Source organism: Clostridium cylindrosporum DSM 605, from assembly GCF_001047375.1.
Taxonomy (GTDB): domain Bacteria; phylum Bacillota; class Clostridia; order Clostridiales; family Caloramatoraceae; genus Clostridium_AB; species Clostridium_AB cylindrosporum.
In genome coordinates, this window is sequence record NZ_LFVU01000026.1 from 292,422 (window position 1) to 312,805 (window position 20,384).

General features: G+C 31.3%; 25 protein-coding genes and 1 riboswitch. Of the genes, 23 read left to right on the forward strand and 2 right to left on the reverse strand.

What is annotated here, in order from left to right:
• Positions 1–44 precede the first annotated feature (44 nt).
• The 4 genes from CLCY_RS08290 (at position 45) to CLCY_RS08305 (ending at position 2,200) form a co-directional block, all read left to right on the forward strand.
• A complete protein-coding gene (locus tag CLCY_RS08290) occupies positions 45–413 on the forward strand; it encodes a response regulator (RefSeq protein WP_048570642.1) in 369 nt (122 codons plus the stop codon).
• A 7-nt stretch (positions 414–420) separates the two neighbouring features.
• Positions 421–897 carry a chemotaxis protein CheX gene (locus tag CLCY_RS08295; protein ID WP_048570643.1) on the forward strand — a complete coding sequence of 159 codons (477 nt, stop codon included), beginning with the start codon at positions 421–423 and terminating at the stop codon, positions 895–897.
• Entirely contained in the window at positions 897–1,358 is a 462-nt protein-coding gene (locus tag CLCY_RS08300) for a chemotaxis protein CheX (protein ID WP_053083293.1), read from the forward strand. Before CLCY_RS08295 ends, CLCY_RS08300 begins: the two co-directional genes overlap by 1 nt.
• A 380-nt stretch (positions 1,359–1,738) precedes the next feature.
• A complete protein-coding gene (locus CLCY_RS08305) occupies positions 1,739–2,200 on the forward strand; it encodes a chemotaxis protein CheX (protein ID WP_048570644.1) in 462 nt (153 codons plus the stop codon).
• 98 nt (positions 2,201–2,298) lie between these two features.
• Here CLCY_RS08305 and CLCY_RS08310 read toward each other — a convergent pair whose 3' ends face one another.
• Both CLCY_RS08310 and CLCY_RS08315 read right to left on the reverse strand, forming a co-directional pair.
• The gene (locus CLCY_RS08310) at positions 2,299–2,589 is read right to left on the reverse strand and encodes a spore coat protein (protein ID WP_048570645.1); all 291 of its coding nucleotides are present in this window, start codon (positions 2,587–2,589) and stop codon (positions 2,299–2,301) included.
• A 1-nt stretch (position 2,590) separates the two neighbouring features.
• The gene (locus tag CLCY_RS08315) at positions 2,591–2,809 is read right to left on the reverse strand and encodes a hypothetical protein (RefSeq protein ID WP_048570646.1); all 219 of its coding nucleotides are present in this window, start codon (positions 2,807–2,809) and stop codon (positions 2,591–2,593) included.
• Between the two features lie 244 nt (positions 2,810–3,053).
• Between CLCY_RS08315 and CLCY_RS08320 the strand changes: the two genes are divergently transcribed.
• The 19 genes from CLCY_RS08320 to CLCY_RS08410 all read left to right on the forward strand — a co-directional run bounded on the left by CLCY_RS08320 (position 3,054) and on the right by CLCY_RS08410 (position 20,299).
• Positions 3,054–4,487, forward strand: coding sequence for an MFS transporter (locus CLCY_RS08320; protein ID WP_048570647.1), 1,434 nt, complete (start codon positions 3,054–3,056; stop codon positions 4,485–4,487).
• Positions 4,488–4,690: 203 nt separating this feature from the next.
• Complete coding sequence (locus CLCY_RS08325) at positions 4,691–5,239, forward strand: ECF-type riboflavin transporter substrate-binding protein (RefSeq protein ID WP_048570648.1); 549 nt, start codon at positions 4,691–4,693, stop codon at positions 5,237–5,239.
• Between the two features lie 63 nt (positions 5,240–5,302).
• Positions 5,303–7,009, forward strand: coding sequence for an ABC transporter ATP-binding protein (locus CLCY_RS08330; protein ID WP_048570649.1), 1,707 nt, complete (start codon positions 5,303–5,305; stop codon positions 7,007–7,009).
• Positions 7,009–7,845: an energy-coupling factor transporter transmembrane component T family protein gene (locus tag CLCY_RS08335; protein WP_048570650.1), complete on the forward strand. Its 837-nt coding sequence runs from the start codon at positions 7,009–7,011 to the stop codon at positions 7,843–7,845. Before CLCY_RS08330 ends, CLCY_RS08335 begins: the two co-directional genes overlap by 1 nt.
• Before the next feature lie 236 nt (positions 7,846–8,081).
• The gene (locus CLCY_RS08340; RefSeq protein ID WP_048570651.1) at positions 8,082–9,644 is read left to right on the forward strand and encodes a GGDEF domain-containing protein; all 1,563 of its coding nucleotides are present in this window, start codon (positions 8,082–8,084) and stop codon (positions 9,642–9,644) included.
• A gap of 273 nt (positions 9,645–9,917) precedes the next feature.
• Positions 9,918–10,604 (forward strand): C40 family peptidase, encoded by a 687-nt coding sequence (locus CLCY_RS08345; RefSeq protein WP_048570652.1) that lies wholly within the window; start codon positions 9,918–9,920, stop codon positions 10,602–10,604.
• A 331-nt stretch (positions 10,605–10,935) separates the two neighbouring features.
• Positions 10,936–11,364 (forward strand): 6-pyruvoyl trahydropterin synthase family protein, encoded by a 429-nt coding sequence (locus CLCY_RS08350; RefSeq protein WP_048570653.1) that lies wholly within the window; start codon positions 10,936–10,938, stop codon positions 11,362–11,364.
• Between the two features lie 2 nt (positions 11,365–11,366).
• Positions 11,367–12,029, forward strand: a complete 663-nt coding sequence (gene queE / locus CLCY_RS08355; RefSeq protein ID WP_048570654.1) for a putative 7-carboxy-7-deazaguanine synthase QueE — start codon at positions 11,367–11,369, stop codon at positions 12,027–12,029.
• Between the two features lie 94 nt (positions 12,030–12,123).
• Complete coding sequence (gene queC, locus CLCY_RS08360; RefSeq protein ID WP_048570690.1) at positions 12,124–12,780, forward strand: 7-cyano-7-deazaguanine synthase QueC; 657 nt, start codon at positions 12,124–12,126, stop codon at positions 12,778–12,780.
• A 2-nt stretch (positions 12,781–12,782) separates the two neighbouring features.
• Entirely contained in the window at positions 12,783–13,286 is a 504-nt protein-coding gene (queF, locus tag CLCY_RS08365) for a preQ(1) synthase (protein ID WP_048570655.1), read from the forward strand.
• Positions 13,287–13,408: 122 nt separating this feature from the next.
• Positions 13,409–13,816, forward strand: a complete 408-nt coding sequence (locus tag CLCY_RS08370; RefSeq protein WP_048570656.1) for a MarR family winged helix-turn-helix transcriptional regulator — start codon at positions 13,409–13,411, stop codon at positions 13,814–13,816.
• A gap of 11 nt (positions 13,817–13,827) precedes the next feature.
• Positions 13,828–14,526, forward strand: a complete 699-nt coding sequence (locus CLCY_RS08375) for a YczE/YyaS/YitT family protein (RefSeq protein ID WP_053083294.1) — start codon at positions 13,828–13,830, stop codon at positions 14,524–14,526.
• A 52-nt stretch (positions 14,527–14,578) separates the two neighbouring features.
• Positions 14,579–14,676, forward strand: a riboswitch (TPP riboswitch).
• A 164-nt stretch (positions 14,677–14,840) separates the two neighbouring features.
• A complete protein-coding gene (gene tenA, locus CLCY_RS08380; protein ID WP_048570657.1) occupies positions 14,841–15,503 on the forward strand; it encodes a thiaminase II in 663 nt (220 codons plus the stop codon).
• Between the two features lie 6 nt (positions 15,504–15,509).
• Positions 15,510–16,274 carry an ABC transporter ATP-binding protein gene (locus CLCY_RS08385; RefSeq protein ID WP_278336153.1) on the forward strand — a complete coding sequence of 255 codons (765 nt, stop codon included), beginning with the start codon at positions 15,510–15,512 and terminating at the stop codon, positions 16,272–16,274.
• The gene (locus CLCY_RS08390; protein ID WP_048570658.1) at positions 16,271–17,011 is read left to right on the forward strand and encodes an ABC transporter permease; all 741 of its coding nucleotides are present in this window, start codon (positions 16,271–16,273) and stop codon (positions 17,009–17,011) included. Before CLCY_RS08385 ends, CLCY_RS08390 begins: the two co-directional genes overlap by 4 nt.
• Complete coding sequence (locus tag CLCY_RS08395; RefSeq protein ID WP_048570659.1) at positions 17,011–18,018, forward strand: ABC transporter substrate-binding protein; 1,008 nt, start codon at positions 17,011–17,013, stop codon at positions 18,016–18,018. Before CLCY_RS08390 ends, CLCY_RS08395 begins: the two co-directional genes overlap by 1 nt.
• 192 nt (positions 18,019–18,210) lie before the next feature.
• Entirely contained in the window at positions 18,211–18,936 is a 726-nt protein-coding gene (locus CLCY_RS08400; protein WP_048570660.1) for a DUF421 domain-containing protein, read from the forward strand.
• A 65-nt stretch (positions 18,937–19,001) separates the two neighbouring features.
• Positions 19,002–19,211 carry a hypothetical protein gene (locus CLCY_RS08405; protein WP_048570661.1) on the forward strand — a complete coding sequence of 70 codons (210 nt, stop codon included), beginning with the start codon at positions 19,002–19,004 and terminating at the stop codon, positions 19,209–19,211.
• 104 nt (positions 19,212–19,315) lie between these two features.
• Positions 19,316–20,299, forward strand: a complete 984-nt coding sequence (locus CLCY_RS08410; RefSeq protein ID WP_048570662.1) for a hypothetical protein — start codon at positions 19,316–19,318, stop codon at positions 20,297–20,299.
• Positions 20,300–20,384 lie beyond the last annotated feature (85 nt).

A 20,384-nucleotide genomic window follows, 5' to 3' on the forward strand; every position in this document is an offset into this window, starting at 1 on the left:
ATAAAGCAATTAATAAAAAATAAGTTACAAAAAGGGGATTATATATGGAAAGTAATAGAATTTTAATAGTAGATGATTCTCCAATGATACATAGCATAATAAAGAGAGCATTAGAACCTAATGGATTTGTGGTGTGTGGATGTGCTAAAAATGGAAAGCAAGGTATAGAACAGTTTAATGAATTAAATCCAGATTTAATTACAATGGATATAACTATGCCTATTATGGATGGACTTTGTGCATCTAGGGAAATAATGAATATTAATCCTAATGCAAATATACTTATGCTTAGTGCAATGGGAGATGAAGAGGTAATGAGTGAAGCAAAGGGAATAGGGGTAAAACATTTTTTAAAGAAGCCTTTTAAAGAAGATGAAATGCTTGAAGCTGTAAGAAATATTTTAAAGGGGTAAAAAAGTGATGGATAGAAAATTAATAGAAGCTTTTACGGTTAATATACTTGAAATTTTTGATCAAATGATTGGAATTAAAATTGAAGCTGAAAAGGAAATTAATGAGGACTCTGATAGCATAGTATCATATGGAGTTTCAAGTATTGTTTCATATACTGGGGAGCTAAAGGGAAGACTTCTTTTAGATATGGAGGCAAATCTTGCTATAAGTATTGCAAAATGTATTACAGGAGAAGAGTTTAGTGATGAAAGAGAAGATATGGTATTAGCCTCAGTTTCAGAATTAAATAACATAATAGCGGGTAGTGCAATAACTCAACTAAATAATGATTTAAAACTTAAGTTGAGACTTGCTCCACCAGTTGTATTTGCGGGAAAAGGTGCAGTGGTTTCTATTCCGAAGATTAACTCCATATCAGAGATGTATATATCACCATATGGTAAACTTAAAATAAACATAGCCTTTGAAGGAGGGCTAGATTAATGGATGTAAAGAATATTAATCCTTTTTTAGACTCATTAAAAGGCATACTTGAACAGTTTGGTGTAACGGATATTAAGGTTGCGGATTTATCTAGAAAAGAAAAAATGCTTGTAGAAAAGGAAGTTAGCGCTATTATCGGGATAGTAGGTGACTTAAAGGGAAATGTATCCTATTGTATGTCAGAGGATACTGCAAAAAAGGTTATTTCAGCTATGATGATGGGGATGTGTATTGAAGAGATAGATGAGATAGGAAGAAGTGCAGTAGGGGAACTTACTAATATGATTACAGGAAATGCAATTACTAGTATGTGTGAAAATGGTCGTAGTATAGATATAACTACACCATCTATGGTATTTGGTAGAGATATGTATTTTATTATTAGTACAGTTGATACAATAAGTGTAATTATGGATACATCAATTGGAGAATTTGAAGTAAATATAGGCTTAGAGATTTAGATTACATGCAGGAATATAAATAATTATATTCTTAGGGCAAAACACCCCTTTGACAGAAATGTCAAAGGGGTGTTTTAATATATATTTTCTTTGGTTAGATAGAGAATGAATTAATTCTTTGAAAATATTATTATAAGTTTGGGTAAAGTTTATAAATAATTCTGAAGTAATGTACGATAAATGTATAAATTAGCATATATTACAGAATATTGAAAATAAAATAATATATTATTAAAGAAATTCTCTAAGAAAGTTTTTCATCTAAAGGTATTTATGCACCATTCAGTGAGGTTAGGTGTAAAATATATTATAGGAAATTATTTGAATAATTAAAGTGAGTTTTATTTGTAATATGTGTATGTGAAAAGTAGGAGGAATATATGGATATAAAAAATATTGATCCATTTTTAGATTCTATGAAAAGTGTACTTGGGCAGTTTGGTATAACAGATATTAAGGTTTCAGGGATTAAGAAAAAAGAGGAAATGTTTGTAGGTAAGGAAGTAACATCTATAATAGGGCTTATAGGAGATTTAAAGGGGAATGTATCCTACTGTATGTCTGAGGATACAGCTAAAAAGGTTATATCCGCTATGATGATGGGAATGTCTATTGATGAGATAGATGAGATGGGAAGAAGTGCAGTAAGTGAACTTACTAATATGATTACAGGTAATGCAGCAACGATTATGGGTGAGAATGGATGCAGTGTAGATATATCAACACCTTCAATGATATTTGGAAAAGATGTACATCTTATGATAAGTAAAAATGAAGTAATTAGTGTTAATATGGATACATCTATTGGAGAATTTGAAGTAAACATTGGTCTTAAGGTTTAAAATATAACTTTCTAAAAAAGGTCTGTGACCTCTTTATAGATAATTTCTACAAAGAGGATTCACAGACTATTTTTATGATAGAGATTTTATTTAACTAATTAAATTCTATCCTTAGACTTGTTATAAACATCTAGTAATTGTTCAGTAGGTGCACTATAAGGTTTCGCCCATTCTTTTTTTACTATTAGTTCTGTAAGAGCAGAATGCCCTCCTAGAACTTGTGTTAGGTTTCCTAGATATATTGCTCTAAGTTCTGGAGTAGTAGAAGTCATACCAGCACTTAGGTATGCTCCTGCACCAGCAGAAGCACTAGCTATCATACTAGTTGCTATAACATCATCAGTTATTTCCATAGTATCTTTAATTCTATTTGTAATGAAAGAAGCCATATTATAGTACCTCCTTTGTAAATGTAACTTGGTTTTCGTTAATGAATTGTTGGATTCCATTTATTCTACACTCTGTTGCAAGGATACCAGCTTCAGCTTGTCTTTTAAGGTCATCGTCTTTGATTAATGCTTGCATAGCCTTAGCAACTGTTAGTCCGTCATTTTCCATCTTAAGTAGTCCAGATAGTGATAGTACTTCAGCTTCAGTAAGTCTTCTCATATAATTCACCTCTAATTTCATTATTAATATTTACAACACTCTTAGTATGTGAAATAAAGGTCAAATTATGTCGTGTAATAATTATAATAATAGGAACTTATTTGTAATTATATGATTATCCTTGGAATTGCTAAAAGACAAGGGAATGGTTAATAATAAGTTTTAGTGGAAATATATAATAAGGTATTCTGAGTATACATGCTAAAATATAATATAAATATAATTATTAAATGGAGGAGTGAATATGCAGAGTTTAGATAATACATATAAAAAACGATGGTCAATTCTATTTATATTAGTAGTTCTACCATTTATGGCATCCTTAGATGCAAGTATAGTAAATGTAGCACTTCCTATTATGGCGAAAAAGCTTTCTGTAGGAATGGCGTCAATTGGCTGGGTTGTAACAAGTTATTTGATTGTAATTTCAGCTACGATTATAATTTTTGGAAGACTCGGTGATATTAAGGGAAAGACAACGATGTTTAACTTTGGTATTTGTTTGTTTACTATTGGTTCACTTCTTTGTGGCATTTCAAGTTCAATATCATTTTTAGTATTTTCAAGAATAGTTCAAGGTATTGGTGCAGCAGCAGCAATGGCGAATAATCAAGGAATAATAACTGAAATTTTTCCAGCTAATGAAAGAGGAAGGGCACTTGGTATATCTGCTACCTTTGTTGCTATAGGAAGTATGGTAGGCTCGCCTTTAGGAGGATTTATTGTTTCCTTTCTAAGTTGGCATTATATATTCTTAATAAATGTTCCTGTTGGGATAATAACATTTTTACTTGCTATTAAAATTCTTCCAAAGATGCAAAGAAAGCTTGATGAAAAACTTGATATAAAAGGAGCATTATTATTTGCAATTGTTATAGTTGTATTATTCTTCTCTATAATGAAGGGAGAACAGCTAGGATATGATAATCCAATTATTATTGCAGGATTTGTTGTTGTAATAATATCTAGTATTATCTATGTTAAATTTGAAAAGAAAACTAGTAATCCATTAATTGAATTAGAAATATTTAAGAATAAGTTATTCTCTATAAGTTTGTTTTGTGCATTTACTTCATATATAGCCATTATATGTGTAAATATAGTTCAGCCTTTTTATCTTCAAGATGTATTAAAATTTTCACCTGCATCTACAGGACTTATTATGTTTATATCTCCAATAATTGTTTCACTAATAGCTCCTATAAGTGGCTATATTTCAGATAAGGTAGGATCTGAGTCTATATCCTGTCTAGGTTTATTTTTAACAACTACAGCATTAGTTTTAATGAGTATGTTAAATGAAAGTTCAAGTTTAGTAACTATAATAATCTATATTTCAGTATTATCAATTGGAAATGGATTATTCCAATCACCTAATAACTCCTTAGTAATGTCTATGGTACCAAAGAATAAACTTGGAATTGCAGGAAGTATTAATGCATTAGTTAGAAACCTAGGTATGGTTTTTGGTGCATCAATTGCCACCGCACTTCTTTATAGTAGAATGAGTCATAAAATAGGCTATAAAGTGGCGGATTATATTAAGGGAAGGGAAGATGTATTCATATATGGAATGAGATTTGTATATATGACAACAGCAGTTATATGCTTCATTGGAGTAGTATTTACTGCATATAGGTTATATAAAAAAAGGCATAGAAATTTATCCAATAGTTAGACCTTTGCTTCGAGACTTAATCTATAATTAAATTCTATATTGTTAATGAAAAATTAATATCCAGAAAAAGAATTAAATGTCAATATATTTATATATTGACATTTAATTTTTGCGTTAGTATCATAGAAGTTAAATCATATAAAGTACCTTGGAATAATAGGAAATATTTTACATGATTTAATTCTATTTAAAGGAGGATAATTATGAAGAAACTAGACATTAAAACTATGGTTGCCATAGGTATAGGGGCAGCTCTATTTTTCGTACTTGGAAGATTTGTTGCTATTCCAAGTCCTATACCAGATACAAGCATCAATATCCAATATGCTGTTTTAGGACTATTTGCATTATTATTTGGACCTATTGCAGGTTTTTTAATTGGTATAATTGGGCATACACTGGTAGACCTCTCCTGGGGTGCACCATGGTGGAGTTGGATACTAGCATCAGGAATATTTGGTTTAGTTGTTGGATTAGGAAAGAATATTATTGATCTAGAAACAAAAAGTCTTGGACTAAAGGGAATTATTGCTTTTAATTTATCTCAAATATGTGGACATGCTGTAGCTTGGATGTTAGTTGCACCTGGACTTGATATTCTTATATATGGTGAACCAATAGATAAGGTATTTGCACAGGGAGCCTTTGCAGGATTATCAAATACTGCAACTACTGCAATTATAGGGACTATACTTTTAGTAGCCTTTTCAAAGACAAAGGTGAAAAAGGGAAGTTTACACATTGAACAATAAGCCTATAGCCCTAAGATAATATTTTTTATCTATTAATCAAAGAGCATAATTAGGAGATATTAAATGAAGAAACCAATAATAGAATTTAAAGACTTTACTTTTAAGTATTTATCACAGGCTGAACCAACATTACGTAATATTGACCTAACTATATATGAAGGTGAAAAAGTATTAATAGCTGGGGCTTCAGGTAGTGGTAAGAGTACACTTGCACATTGTATAAATGGACTTATACCTCATAGTTATAAAGGAGATATGAGTGGAGTTTTTAGAATTAATGGAAATGATACTAAAAACATGACTTTGTTCGATATTAGTAAAGATGTAGGTACAGTACTTCAGGATACCGATGGGCAGTTCATTGGCTTAACAGTTGGGGAGGACATTGCATTTACCCTTGAAAATGACCTTATAGATAGAGACGAGTTAATAGGTAAAACAAAGGTTACTGCAAAAATAGTTAGTATGGAGGATTACCTAGAGGTTTCTCCACATGATTTATCAGGGGGTCAAAAGCAAAGAGTATCTATGGCAGGGGTTATAGTAGGAGATGTAAAGATTCTATTATTTGATGAACCTCTTGCAAGTCTAGACCCAGCTACTGGGAAGAAAACAATTGAACTCATTGATGAGATAATGAAACAAAGAAGCTCTACTGTAGTTATTATAGAGCATAGACTTGAAGAAGTATTATATAAAGAAGTAGACCGTATTATACTTTTGGAAAATGGAATTATTAAAGCTGATATGTCACCAGATGAACTTTTATCAAGTTGCTTCTTAGTTAATGCTGGAATAAGGGAACCTTTATATCTATCTGCATTAAAGTATGCAGGGTGCCCAATTACTAAGGATATAAATCCAAGTGGAATAGATTCTATTAGTATAGATGATGATAACAAGAAAAAGGTTCAAAATTGGTGCTACGGTGTACAATTATCTGAAAGTCCAAGAAAAGATAAAGTCTTACTAGAACTTAAGGATATATCATTTAACTATAACATGGATAAGAATATATTAAAGCAAATAAGCTTTAAGGTGCATAAAGGTGAAATGCTAGGTATTGTAGGATGTAACGGTGCTGGGAAAAGTACACTTGCAAAGGTTATATGTGGCTTTGAGTCTAACTTTACTGGAGAAATACACCTAAATGATAATGATATATCAAATGAGGACATTAAAGAGAAGGCAAAGCATATAGGATATGTAATGCAAAACCCTAATCAAATGATTTCTAAAAGCATGATATTTGATGAGGTTGCACTTGTGCTTTATGCACAGGGAATTAGTGAAGAGGAAGTAAAGAAAAGGGTAGAGGATACATTAAAGGTCTGTGGTTTATATGAATTCCGTAATTGGCCTATTTCAGCCCTTAGTTTTGGACAGAAGAAAAGAGTTACTATAGCTAGTATATTAGTAACAAATCCCGAGATTATTATATTAGATGAACCTACAGCAGGTCAGGATTTTCGTCATTATACAGAGTTTATGGAATTTTTGAAAAGACTAAATTCTGAGGGGGTTACGGTTATTATGATTACACATGATATGCACCTTATGCTTGAATATATATCAAGGGTTTTGGTTTTTTCAGATGGTGAGATTATAGCCGACAATACACCTGTAGAAATTCTAACTAATCATGAGATTATAGAAAAAGCTAATTTAAAGGAAACTTCACTATTTAATCTAGCAGAGAAATGTAATATATCAGATCCTAAGGAATTTATAAAGAAGTTCATACATTATGATAGGCAGGTGAGAGGGTAATGGCAGGTAGTGTAACACTTTCCTATATAAAAAAAGATTCAATTATTCATAATCTTACAGGTGCTACAAAGTTAGTTTTTTTCCTGCTTTGGAGCATAGCTGCAATGTTTACCTATGATACCCCTGTACTTCTAAGTATGTTTATAATTAGTTTGGTACTTTTTAGAGTTTCCAAGATTAAGTTTAAGGAAGTTAAAGTTGCTTTAACATTTATGGCTGTTTTAATAATCATGAATATAATTGCAATATATATATTCTCCCCTGAACATGGTGTCAAGGTATATGGAACAAGGCATGAGGTTTTACACATTATTGGGAATTATACTATTACACTAGAACAATTATTTTATATGTTTAACTTTATGTTAAAGTATCTTGCGGTAATCCCTGTGGCATTATTATTTATTTTAGCAACAGACCCTAGTGAATTTGCATCAAGTTTAAATAGAATAGGTGTAAGTTATAAGGTAGGGTATGCAGTTGCTATAGCATTAAGATATATTCCAGACATACAAAAAGATTACTACAATATATCTAAGGCCCAGCAGGCTAAGGGAGTAGAACTTAGTAAAAAGGATAAGTTTCATAGAAGGCTTAAAAATTCAGCAACAATACTACTTCCTTTAATAATATCAAGTATAAATAGAATAGATGTAATATCTAATGCAATGCAGCTAAGAGGGTTTGGAAAGAATAAGAAGCGTACATGGTATGCTGAGAAACCCCTTAGAAAGCTTGATATTATTACACTAATTATTGTTATTATAGTACTCATATTATCATTTATAGTAACTTTTTATGATGGAAATAGATTTTATAATCCTTTTGTTAAGTAAATATATTATTTTGAGGATGGAGGAATTCAAATAAGAGTTCCTCCATTCTTATTCTTTTAAATTGCAGTGTTTTACTATATTAAAGATAAATTCAATGATACATATAGCGAATATAAAGCCTAAAGCTTTAAATAGTTCATGTTAAAAGATTGTCATAAACACTTTTCCTCTATAATTAAGTATACGATAATATAAGTGAAATTGATTTAAGCAATATGCTTTAGGAGGATTTACAAATGAAGAACAATAATCCTAAGACATCGATTTATGCCTCGATGGCTTTATACATAGTATTATATTATCTTTGGATAACATTTTTTAATGAAAACTTATATTTTAATTTTATATCTAATATATTTCAAACTATTCCTCTTTTAGTTGCAGCAGCATGTCTTATATATACTTATAAAAAAGAATGCAGTAAAAAGAGTTACTTCTGGCTTATTCTCTCAATAGGTTCTATAGTAAACCTTATGGGGCAAGTGGTAGTGGATTACTATGAGATGATTTTGGGGGTAAAAGTACCTACTGCAGGATGGGAACATTTTTTCTGGACATTATCAGCAGTGATATTTTTAATTTCCCTAGTTTATAAGTTTCATAATAAAATAAATAAATATCCTACCCTGCTATTAATACTAGACACTATGACAGTAGTATGTATAGCAGTTGCTTTAACCTGGGTTTATGTAATATTACCTAATATTATTAAAGTAGAAGTTACGAACTTTTTAGATTTAACCTTCTATATTATATATCCTGTAGTGGATATTGGGATTTTATTTATATTAACCTGTTATCTATTCTTAAAGGACCTACGTGATGAAAAGAAAAGTATGTCTATGATTGCAGCAGCTTTCTTTGTTCTGCTTATTGCTAATTCAGCCTATTGCTATCTACAGACAACTGGGAGTTATTTTACAGGAAGTCGTATAGACCCTTTATGGTCGATGTTTGCATTTTTATTAAGTAGTGCAGGGTTAAAGTTTAGGAAAGAATCAGGGAATGAATATATATCTGAAAATCAAACAATAGAATATAATAAAGTATTCAGATTCATGTTTTTTTTACCAGGAATGAGTGTGATATTACTATTTGTTTTACTTTTTATAAAAGAAGATATAGTAGTGTGGATTTGCTCCGGTATAAGTATAATCCTAATTAATATACGACAAGTAACAATAAATCTTCAAAACAAAGCTTTAATTAAAAAGCTAAAAGCACTAAATGAAACCTTGGAAACAAAGGTAGTAGAGAGGACAGAGGAACTTTTTCATTTGGCATTTTATGATTATTTAACTAATTTGCCTAATAGAAGATTTTTCGAAAATAGACTTCGAAGCTTAATGAATTCTAATAGAAAAGATAATAGTATGATAGCGGTAATGTTTATAGACTTAGATAGATTCAAATATGTTAACGATACATTTGGTCATTCCTGTGGTGATTTACTTCTTCAGATTGCTGCAAAACGTATAGAGGATAGTGTTGATAGAAGGGGAATTGTTTGTAGGCAAGGTGGAGATGAGTTTGCGATTATAATTAATGGTGTAGAGGATAAGATAGATGTTAAAAACACTGCTAATAAAATAATTAGTGATTTAAGCAGATGTATGGATTTAAATGGACATTGTTTACATATTACATGTAGTATTGGAATTGCCATTTATCCAATTGATGGTAATGATTATGAGAGTATAATTAAGCATGCAGATGCGGCAATGTATCACTCTAAGGAGAAAGGAAAAAACACATATAGCCTTTATTGTGATAAAATGGATAAGGAAAGTGTTGTTTAGCTCCTGTGAATAATATACCATATATTCCATTATATATACAAAAAATATTACAGTTTTGTCCTATATATCCGATATATTTATAGGGTATACATAATAAGTAAAGTATAATAATGGATATATGATAAATTTTTATCTTACTATGGTTAAATTTGTTGATAAAACTTTATAAGTTTTATATAATAAAATTAAAATTCTACACAATATGTATATAGTTACGTGATAAAATATAGGAAGTTACAAAAGGGTTACAAGTTTTTAAGGGGGAAATTACACATGTTAAAGATTAAGAAGTTAATACCTATGGCTGCAATAATGATAATGTTAACTTGCTCCAGCGTATTTGCAAGTGGGGTTAGTTTAATTAATAAAACTGCTACTATTACTGTTGGGGGATTAAATGTTAGAAAAACTCCAAAGATTGAAAGTGGAAATGTAATATCCACAGTTTCTAAGGGAGCTAACTTTCAAATAGTAGGTCAGCAAAGTGGATGGTATAAGATAAAGCTAAGTAGTAATAAGTACGGATGGGTTAGCTCAAAGTATGTTAAGTTAAATAGCCAAGTAAGTAAAGAAGAAGCTGAAAAGGTTAAACGTGATAAAATAGTAAAGCTAGCTAAGGCACAAATTGGAAAGCCTTATGTATGGGGAGCACAAGGTCCTAGGTCTTTTGATTGCTCGGGACTTGTTACATACGTGTATAAAAATGCAGGTGATATTAAGGCTCCTAGAACATCAGCAGAACAATCAAAAATGGGGACAACCGTAAAGCGTTCAAACTTAAAGCCAGGTGATTTAGTATTTTCTAGTACAAATGGCACAGGACGTGTAAGTCATGTTGGTATTTATGTAGGAAGCGGACAAATGATACACGCTCCAAGAGCAGGGTCTGTAGTACAGAAAACTAGTATAAATACAACATACTGGAATAAGGCCTATCTTTGGTCAAAGGATATTATCTAACAGAAATAAGCATTTGAATATAATATTCTAATGTGTTAGAATACATAATGTAAATTATAAATAATGGACAGTTCATTTAGACCATCCTGTCCTTAAAAAAAACTAGGCAAAAATTTTAAGTAAGAATACTTAAGGTTTGTTTATTATACTAGTTTTGTGTAATAAACAAACCTTTTTTATTAGAAAAATAAAAAAATAACAGACAGTTCGTTAGACCATCCTGTCTATAAATAAAACTAGGCAAAAATTTTAAGTGAAATTACTTAAGGTTTATATTTTTGCACTAGTTTAGCAGGAATATAAACCTTTTTTAGTTTAAGGAGAAATAATTATGTTTAAGATAAAAAGTGAAGTAGGATTTGACATGGCACATTATCTATGTGGATATGAAGGAAAGTGTGCAAATATACATGGGCATAGATATAGACTAGTTGCAACATTAAAGTCAGAGACGTTGCAGGAATCTGGACAATGTAGAGGAATGGTTGATGACTTTACAAATTTTAAAAAGGCATTAAAGGAGATTGCAGAGGACTTTGACCATAAGCTTCTTATAGAGGATAATGAAGAAGGGAGAGAGCTTGCTGCAAAGCTAGAGGTGCTTCCAAATAACTTTGACATTGTCTTTGTACCATACAGAACAACAGCTGAGGAAATGTCTAGGGATGTTTTTAATAGACTAAAGTCTAAGGGATTTAAGATTTATGAAGTAGAACTATTTGAAACGCCAACAAATAGCTGCATATATACGGAGGAATAAAAATGTTTAATATAATAGAAAAATTTTTATCTGTTGATGGAGAAGGTCCAACTTCTGGAGAACTTGCTACATTTATAAGATTTTTTAATTGTAATCTAAGATGTTCATGGTGTGATACTACCTATTCATGGGATAGGTATAATATAAGTGAGGTTTTATCAGCTAGAGATATCTATGATTATATAAAGGGAAATGGAGCTAGAAATGTTACATTAACAGGTGGAGAGCCATTAATTCAAGATGGAATTGAAAACCTTCTTGATATGCTTAATAAAGATAGTGATTTAGTAGTTCATATAGAAACTAACGGGTCTATTGATATATTACCTTTTAAGGAAAGGTTTCAAAATATAAGTTTTATAGTTGATTATAAGCTACCTAAAAGCGGAATGACAAATCGCATGAACACAGGAAATCTAAAAAGTGTTGAAATAGATGATGTGTATAAGTTTGTAGTAGGAAGTCGTGAGGATTTAGATGTAGCATATAGCATTATTAAAGAACATGAATTAACATCTAAATGCTTAGTTTACTTTAGCCCTGTTTTAGGGGAGATTGAAATGGAGACAATTGTAGATTTTATGAAGGAGAAGAAGCTTAATGAAGTTAGGCTTCAGGTTCAGCTGCATAAGGTTATATGGGATAAGGATGCTAGAGGAGTATAAACAAAGATCTTGAATCAAGGGAGTTTTTACTCACTTGATTCTTAGAGATTGTTATCCAGGAACAAGTAGTTATCGGATAGAAAGGATAGGAGATATGAATAAGAAAGCGGTAGTTGTATTTAGTGGTGGACAGGATTCTACTACATGTTTGTTTTGGGCACTTAAGGAATTTGATGAGGTAATAGCGGTTACATTTAACTATAACCAAAAACATAGTTTAGAAATAGATTGCGCAAAGGATATTGCAAAGGAACTTGGGGTTGAACATCATATACTTGATATGGAACTTCTTAATCAATTAGCCCCAAATGCACTAACTCGTGATGATATAAAGATAGAAAAAGGTGAGGATGGAGAGCTTCCATCAACCTTTGTTGAAGGGCGAAACATGCTGTTTTTAACATTCGCAGGTGTGTTAGCTAAGGTTAAAGGTGCAAAGCATATAGTAACAGGGGTATGTGAAACAGACTTTAGTGGATATCCTGACTGTAGAGACGTGTTCATAAAGTCCCTAAATGTTACACTAAACCTAGCTATGGACTATGATTTTGTAGTTCATACACCTTTAATGTGGCTAGATAAGGCCCAAACTTGGGAGATGGCGGATAAGTTCGGAAAACTTGACTATGTAAGAGAAAAGACACTTACATGCTACAATGGGATAATAGGGGATGGGTGCAAGGAATGTCCATCTTGCATACTTCGTAACAATGGACTAAATAAATACTTAGAAGATAAGAAGGAGAAATAGTTATGAGTCACAGTGGAAGAAAAGAATCAGAATTAGATAACATAACACTACTTGGAAATCAAGGAACAAAGTATGATTTTGGATATAACCCAGATATACTAGAAGCCTTTGATAATAAGCATCCTAATAACGACTACTTTGTAAAGTTTAATTGTCCAGAGTTTACAAGTCTATGCCCAATAACAGGTCAACCAGATTTTGCAACTATATATATAAGCTATATACCATCAATTAAAATGGTAGAAAGTAAGTCTTTGAAGTTATATCTATTTAGCTTTAGAAACCATGGAGATTTCCATGAGGATTGTATGAATATAATCATGAAGGACCTAATTAAGTTAATGGACCCTAAATATATAGAGGTATGGGGAAAGTTCACTCCAAGGGGAGGAATAAGTATAGACCCATATTGCAACTATGGAAAGCCAGGTACTAAGTATGAGGAAATGGCAAACTACAGACTAATGAATCATGATATGTATCCTGAAAAAGTAGATAATAGATAATACTGTTCCCTAAGGATTATGCCCTTAGGGAACTTTTAGTATATTAGGTAGTTTAACTCCTTGATAAATCTTAGTTTAGGGTATATACTTACCTAGGTAACTATTTTAAGAGGTGAATAAAGTTGGATTTATATGGACATAGAGCAAATCAATTAGCTAGGTATTTTAATAAAAGACTAAATGAGAGGATATCTCCACATGGATTGTACACTTCTCAATGGGGAATCATATTATATTTATACCAAAGGGGAGAGTGTACACAGGTTGAACTGTGTCAATATCTTTGCGTTGAGGCCCCAACTATTACTAGAACATTAAGTAGAATGGAAGAAATGGGCTGGATAATTAGAGGAGAAGGGAAGGATAAAAGGCAAAGGCTTATTAGTTTAACAGATAAGGCCTATGAAATGTTTCCTAAATGGAGTGCAGAATCATATAATCTAGAACAAGAGGCTATGCAAAACATAGATAAAGAAGAATTAGAAATATTTAAAAAGGTTTTACTTCAAATGATGAAAAACCTAGAATAGGGGAGATAACTATGGAAGAAAAAAGTAATGAGATAATAGATGATAACAAGGAAAAGAAGAATAGTGATATAGTTGATACACACAAAGAAACTGCATTGGCATATATAATTAGAGTTATGGTATTTGTAGGAGGAATATTTGTCTTAGCACTAGGTGCTGCAACCTCAATTACAGCGAATCTTGGAGTGGCTACATGGGATGTTCTTCACATAGGACTTTCTAATTTAAGTGGTTTATCTGTAGGTAGATGGGTTCAAATAGTAGGTATAATCATGGTTTTAACTACTTGTATTCTTGAGAGGGAAAAGCCAGCTATAGGAAGTATATTAAATATATTAATAGTTGGTTACTTTCTAAATCTTATACTAGACCTAGGATTTATACCTAATTTTACAGAAATACTACCAAGAAGCATACTTCTACTAATTGGTATTGTTCTCATGGGAACAGGATCAGGAATGTATGTAGCATCTAAGGTAGGGGCAGGACCAAGGGACGGAATGACACTTTATTTATCAAAGAGATTTTCAATTTCTGTTAGACTGGCTAGAACTATACTTGAAATATCAGCTCTAACAATAGGATGGTTAATAGGTGGACCAGTTGCAATAGGTACATTTTTATCAGTACCATTAGTAGGGCCAGTAATGCAAGCATCATTAAGATTTTGGATGAAGCAATTAACTAGGCTTCCTAAGACAAGTAATTAAAAAATATATGGAAAAGTTTTAAAATTTAGATATAATGTATATATAAAACCAAATAACTTGCTAGGGGTGCCAATATGGCTGAGAGGTTTAATACTAACCCTTGTACCTGATCTGGATAATGCCAGCGTAGGAAAGCTTTATGAAATATAATACTAAAGGTATGCATAAATTTAAGCATACTTTCGATTATATTTGTTTTTGTGCACCTTTGCAGCTATTTACCAATTAGGTAGGTAGCTGTTTTTTATTTGTAAAAAGGAGGGTAGCACACTAGATTTAAATTAAAAAACAATAAAAATAAAGGGGATAATAAAATGAAGTTTACTGATTACTTATTTGAAGAAGTAAATGAAATTTGGAATGGATATTTAGAACATCCTTTTGTAAAGGAGATAGGGGAAGGAATACTTAATAGGGAAAAGTTTAAGAACTATCTCATTCAAGACTACCTCTACTTAAAGGAATACATAAAGGTTTATGCAATAGGCATAACTAAAGCAAATGGACTTAAGGAAATGAAGTTTTTCTATGAAGCGATAGAAGGAATCATAGAGGATGAAGCTGCTGTACATATAAAATATCTAAAAGACTTTGGAATAAGCAAGGAGGAAGCTGAAAGATATGATATAGAAATTCCCAACTTAAGCTACACAAGCTATATGCAGTCAGTTGCACTTAAAGGGAACATTAAGGAGATAGCTATGGCTGTTATGCCATGTACATGGAGTTATAACTATATAGGAAAGAAGCTTTATGAAAAGTATAAGAATAATTTAGATAATAATTTTTATAAGCCTTGGATAGAAAGTTACGAGTCTGAAGGTTATACAGAATTTACAAACAAATGGATAGATTACATAAATGAAATATGCAAAGATGTTTCAGGGGAAGAAAAGAAGAATCTATTAGATATATTTATTAAATCAAGTATATACGAAATGGATTTTTGGAACATGGCATATAAAAAGGAGATGTAGCTAAAGGTGACAAGTAGTATATTGAATTTTTCCGATGTTACATTTAAATACAAATCTGAAGAGTTTAATTTAATAGAAAAACTAAATCTAAACATAAATAATGGAGAGTTTGTAAGTATAATAGGTCCAAGTGGATGCGGAAAAAGTACATTGTTTAGACTTATAACAAAGCTTGAAAAGGCTAGTAATGGAGAAATTATAATCAATAATCAAGATGTAGAAGGTAGAAAGGATTCTGTAGGTTATATGCCTCAAAGAGATTTGTTAATTCCATGGAGAACTATCCTTGAAAATGCATGTCTACCTTTAGAAATTAAAGGTGTTCCTAAGAAAGAAGCTATATCAAGAGGTAGGGAATACCTAAAAATATTTAAGCTTGAGGATTGTGAAAACAAGTATCCTAGGGAGCTTTCAGGAGGTATGAGACAAAGAGTATCCTTTTTAAGAACTCTTTTAACAGGATCTAACTTGTTACTACTTGATGAACCATTTAGTGCTTTAGATGCAATTACTAAGGTTACACTACAAGAGTGGCTACAGGAGCAGTGGATTAAACTTAAAAAAACGATAATCTTCATAACACATGACGTAGAAGAAGCGATGTTTTTATCAAGTAGAATATTTGTAGTTACAGATAAACCTATAAGTAAATTAAAAGAAATTGAAATTCCTTTAGACTATCCTAGAAATAGGCATATGTTAGCAAGGGAAGACTTAGTTAAGATTAAGGAACAACTTATAGATGAGTTAAAACAGAAGGTGAAAATATGAGAAAGTACACTCCAGCAATAATACTCACAAGTATTCTTCTAATTATATGGGAAGCAGTAGCTAGGAGTATAAACATAATGTTTATATTGCCATCTCCTACAAGGATACTAGTAAAGATATGGGAACTAAGAGAAATATTATTTACGGTACATTTGTCAGCAAGTTTAACAGTAACGGTTATAGGTCTTTTAATTTCTATATTACTAGGGGTAGGAGTAGCTGTTCTTATGAGTATTAATGAAAATATAAAAAATGCGGTATATCCTATTTTAGTTGCAACACAGACTATACCTATAACTGCATTAGCGCCGCTATTTATACTATGGTTTGGATATACAATATGGAGTAAAGTCTTAGTTGCAACATTAATAACCTTTTTTCCTATAGCAGTAAATGTTTTTGATGGGCTTTCATCTACTAAAAGGGAAATGGAAGAGCTTTTAATAACATACGGTGCTACTAAGAAGGATATTTTCTTAAAGCTAAGGATTCCATCATCTTTACCATACTTCTTTTCAGCCCTTAAAATATCAGTACCATTTGCAGTTATAGGTGCTGCAATAGGGGAATGGCTAGGGTCTCAAAGCGGACTTGGCTATCTTAGTAAAAGAATGATGACACAGCTGGATGGAGCAGGGGTATTTGCACCTATAGTTATATTATCCTTAATAGCTATTATATTTGTAAGTATAGTAAGGGTAATAGAAAGAAAAGTAATAACATGGAGGAATGAGTAGTGAAAAAATTTATAGTACTTGTAATCTTTATTGCATTGCTGTTTACATCTTGTGGGACAAGCAATACAAGTAGTAATAAAGAGAGTGGTAAGAAGTTAGAAGAAGTTAATTTGGTACTAGATTGGTATCCAAATGCTATACATAGTTTTATATATGCTGCAATTGAAAATGGATATTTTGAAGATGAGGGTATTAAGGTAAATATACAATTTCCATCTAATGCTACAGATGGACTGAGCTTAGTAGCAGCTGGGAAAGCAACCTTAGGTATAGACTATCCAAGTAATCTTATAATGAGTAAGGCTAAGGAAAACATACCTGTAAAATCTGTAGGTGCTGTGGTTCACTCATCATTAAGTATTCTAATGTCTTTAGATGAGAAAAAGATAAAATCACCTAAGGATTTAGAAGGAAAAAATGTTGGGTATTCAGGAAATCCACTAAATGAAGAATACGTAAGGACTATGGTAAAACAAGATGGTGGTGATCCGAATAAAGTTAAATTTACAGATGTAGGATTTGAAATGTTATCAGCAATTATGACTAAAAGAGTAGATTCAGTAAGTGGAGCACTTGTAAATCATGAGGTACCGGTTTTAGAAGATAAGGGATACAAGGTAAATTATTTAAATCCTTCAGACTATGGAGTGCCAAGGGAATATACTATGATATTTGTAGCTAATGATAAAACCATTAATAATGATAGAGAAAAGTTAGAAAAATTTATGAGAGGAGCTAAAAGGGGATTTGAATTCATGAAGAAAAACCCAGATAAGGCTCTAGAAATACTTCTTAAAAATCAACAAAAGGATAACTTCCCACTAACAGAATCTGTAGAAAAGAAGAGTATGAAAATCCTGCTACCTGGAATGGATTCAGTTGAAGAACCTTTCTTATCACAGGATAAGAAACATTGGGAAGATAATGCTAAATGGCTAAAGGAAAAGGGAATAATAGATAAGATTCCAAGTTCAGATGATTTGTTTGTTAATATATTAAATAAGTAAAATATAAATTTTTAAAGCTGCTTATGATGTGAATTGTAAGCAGTTTTTTATTTGAGCTGCTGTGTTGCAGTAGTGTAACTAACCCTAAACACCACTACTTGCAGGACTCTATGTGCTGATAAACGACCATATCCATGGATAACATTTCTAAACCTACACATAATATATTTAAACAAATTTCAAGGAGCTATTATGAGTTATACAAATTTCATAGGAGACCTAGATATAATACTTAGAAGTGTAGTGTCTGTTGTTGTTTTATTCCTACTTAGTAGGGCTATGGGTAAGAAGCATATTGCTAATTTAACATTTTTTGATTATGTTATAGGGATTTCTATAGGCTCTATAGCAGCATCATTTGCAGTAGATGAGAGTATACCATATGTTCATGGAGTTATAGCCCTTGTAGTATATGCAGTATTCGCCTTAATTGTCTCTAAGATTTCCTTAAAGGGAGTTAGGCTTCGTAATATATTAGGAGGCACTCCTACAATTCTTATTCAAAATGGCAATTTAATTGAGAAGAATCTTAAGAAGGAAAAATTCAGTATAAACGATTTACTTGAGGAGTGTAGACTAAATGGTGTATTCAATATCTCAGATGTAGATTATGCCATATTAGAGACTAATGGAAAGGTTAGTTTTTTACTTAAAGCTAAGAGTATGGGAGTTACATTAGGAGATATGAATATAAAGGGTAAAGATACCGGAATTCAAATTGAGTTAATCATTGATGGCTTCATAGTATATGACCATCTAAAAGAAATAAATAAAAATAAGTCTTGGTTACTTAATGAACTTAAAAAAAGAAATATAAATTCTCCTAAGAATGTACTTTTAGCAAGCATAGATAGTGTAGGGAACATGATAATACAGTTTAAGAATGATGATATAAATATTATTAATGGCCTAAAATAAAAGGTTAAGTTAAAAAGTAAATGCCAATTAGTGATAATTTTAAATTTATATAGGAAGGTGATATTTTGAGTAAGGAACCTATTCAAGAGAATTTTAAGTTTTTAGTATTTGATAAGGAAAGTGAGATTCCAATGGGAAGGATAATTCAGGTTAATGCAGAGGATTTAAGGTCAGCAGAGGATAGAGTAGAAAGATATATGGAAAAGCATAAGATATTTGAATCCGACTCAGTTACACTTTTTATATTAGAGGGAGAAACTTTAACTTTAGTATAACTCTAAAGTTCTATTTATAAGACTACAAATGTCTAAGACAGAGAATATTAAAGATAAACTGGGAAATAATAATTAAAAATATAATAAAAGAGAGGTGGAGTCTAATGGGAGGAATACACGAAACTGATACTTTTAAAGAGGCATATGGAGACAGAGGTTTTGATGGATTAGATGGTGGTGCAAGTTTTAGTATAGAAGAAATAAAAGACATAATAGAAAAGTTTAATAGCATTAAAGACTCAGATGATGAGAATCTAGTTATATTAGAAGATGATGTATATGGAAATATAGACCTTGGTGAAACAGTTCGCCGATTATTATATCATAAGCTTCATGACATTTATATTTTAGCTACTGTTCAATTTAATAAATTGCATGTAAAGCCAGCATTTTGTGGATTTGAAAGTGATCATTATCCTTTAAAAACTGGTATAAAGTATAGAATGATTAATGAACAATCCATGAGAAAGTTTATTGAGTCTGGGCAATATGAAGGACTAGATAGATATGTTTTAAATTCTGATATATATGAAGAATATAAGAAGCTACAAAATACAATTTACAGGTTTGAAGGTACACTTGATAAATTCCATAGAACAGGTATGAAATTCAGGGTAGATACATCAAATGATGTTAATAAAGATGCTGATGAAGGAAAATATAGATTCCTAGTATTTGATAATGGAATCGAAAATGGAAAGGCAAGGGTAGTTGAAGTTAATTGTGAAAACCTTAGAGATGCAGAGGAGAAGATGGAAAATTATATAGGTAAAGATAAAGGAATTAGAGAGAATTCAACTTGTTACATTATCTTAGAAGGAGATAGGATAGATAAGTTTTATAGTACAAATGGTAAAATGGACCTAAGTGCACTAGAGGTTGTTCGTAAGGATGTTTGTACGCAAAACTATAATTTCTTAGTGTATGGAAGAGGAAGAGAAGTAGGAAGAGGAAGAATTGTTGAACTTGAAGCTAAAAACCTTCAGGATGCAGAGGATAGAATAAAAAGATTTATAGACCAAAATGAGATTTATCAATCAGAATCTATTTGTCATCTTACTATACAAGGAGATATAGAGGAAATATAGTTTTAATATAAGGTATGAATAATTCTTATAGCTTTACATACCAAATATTAATACAGCTATTAATGCTAATATAATGGCACCTGTT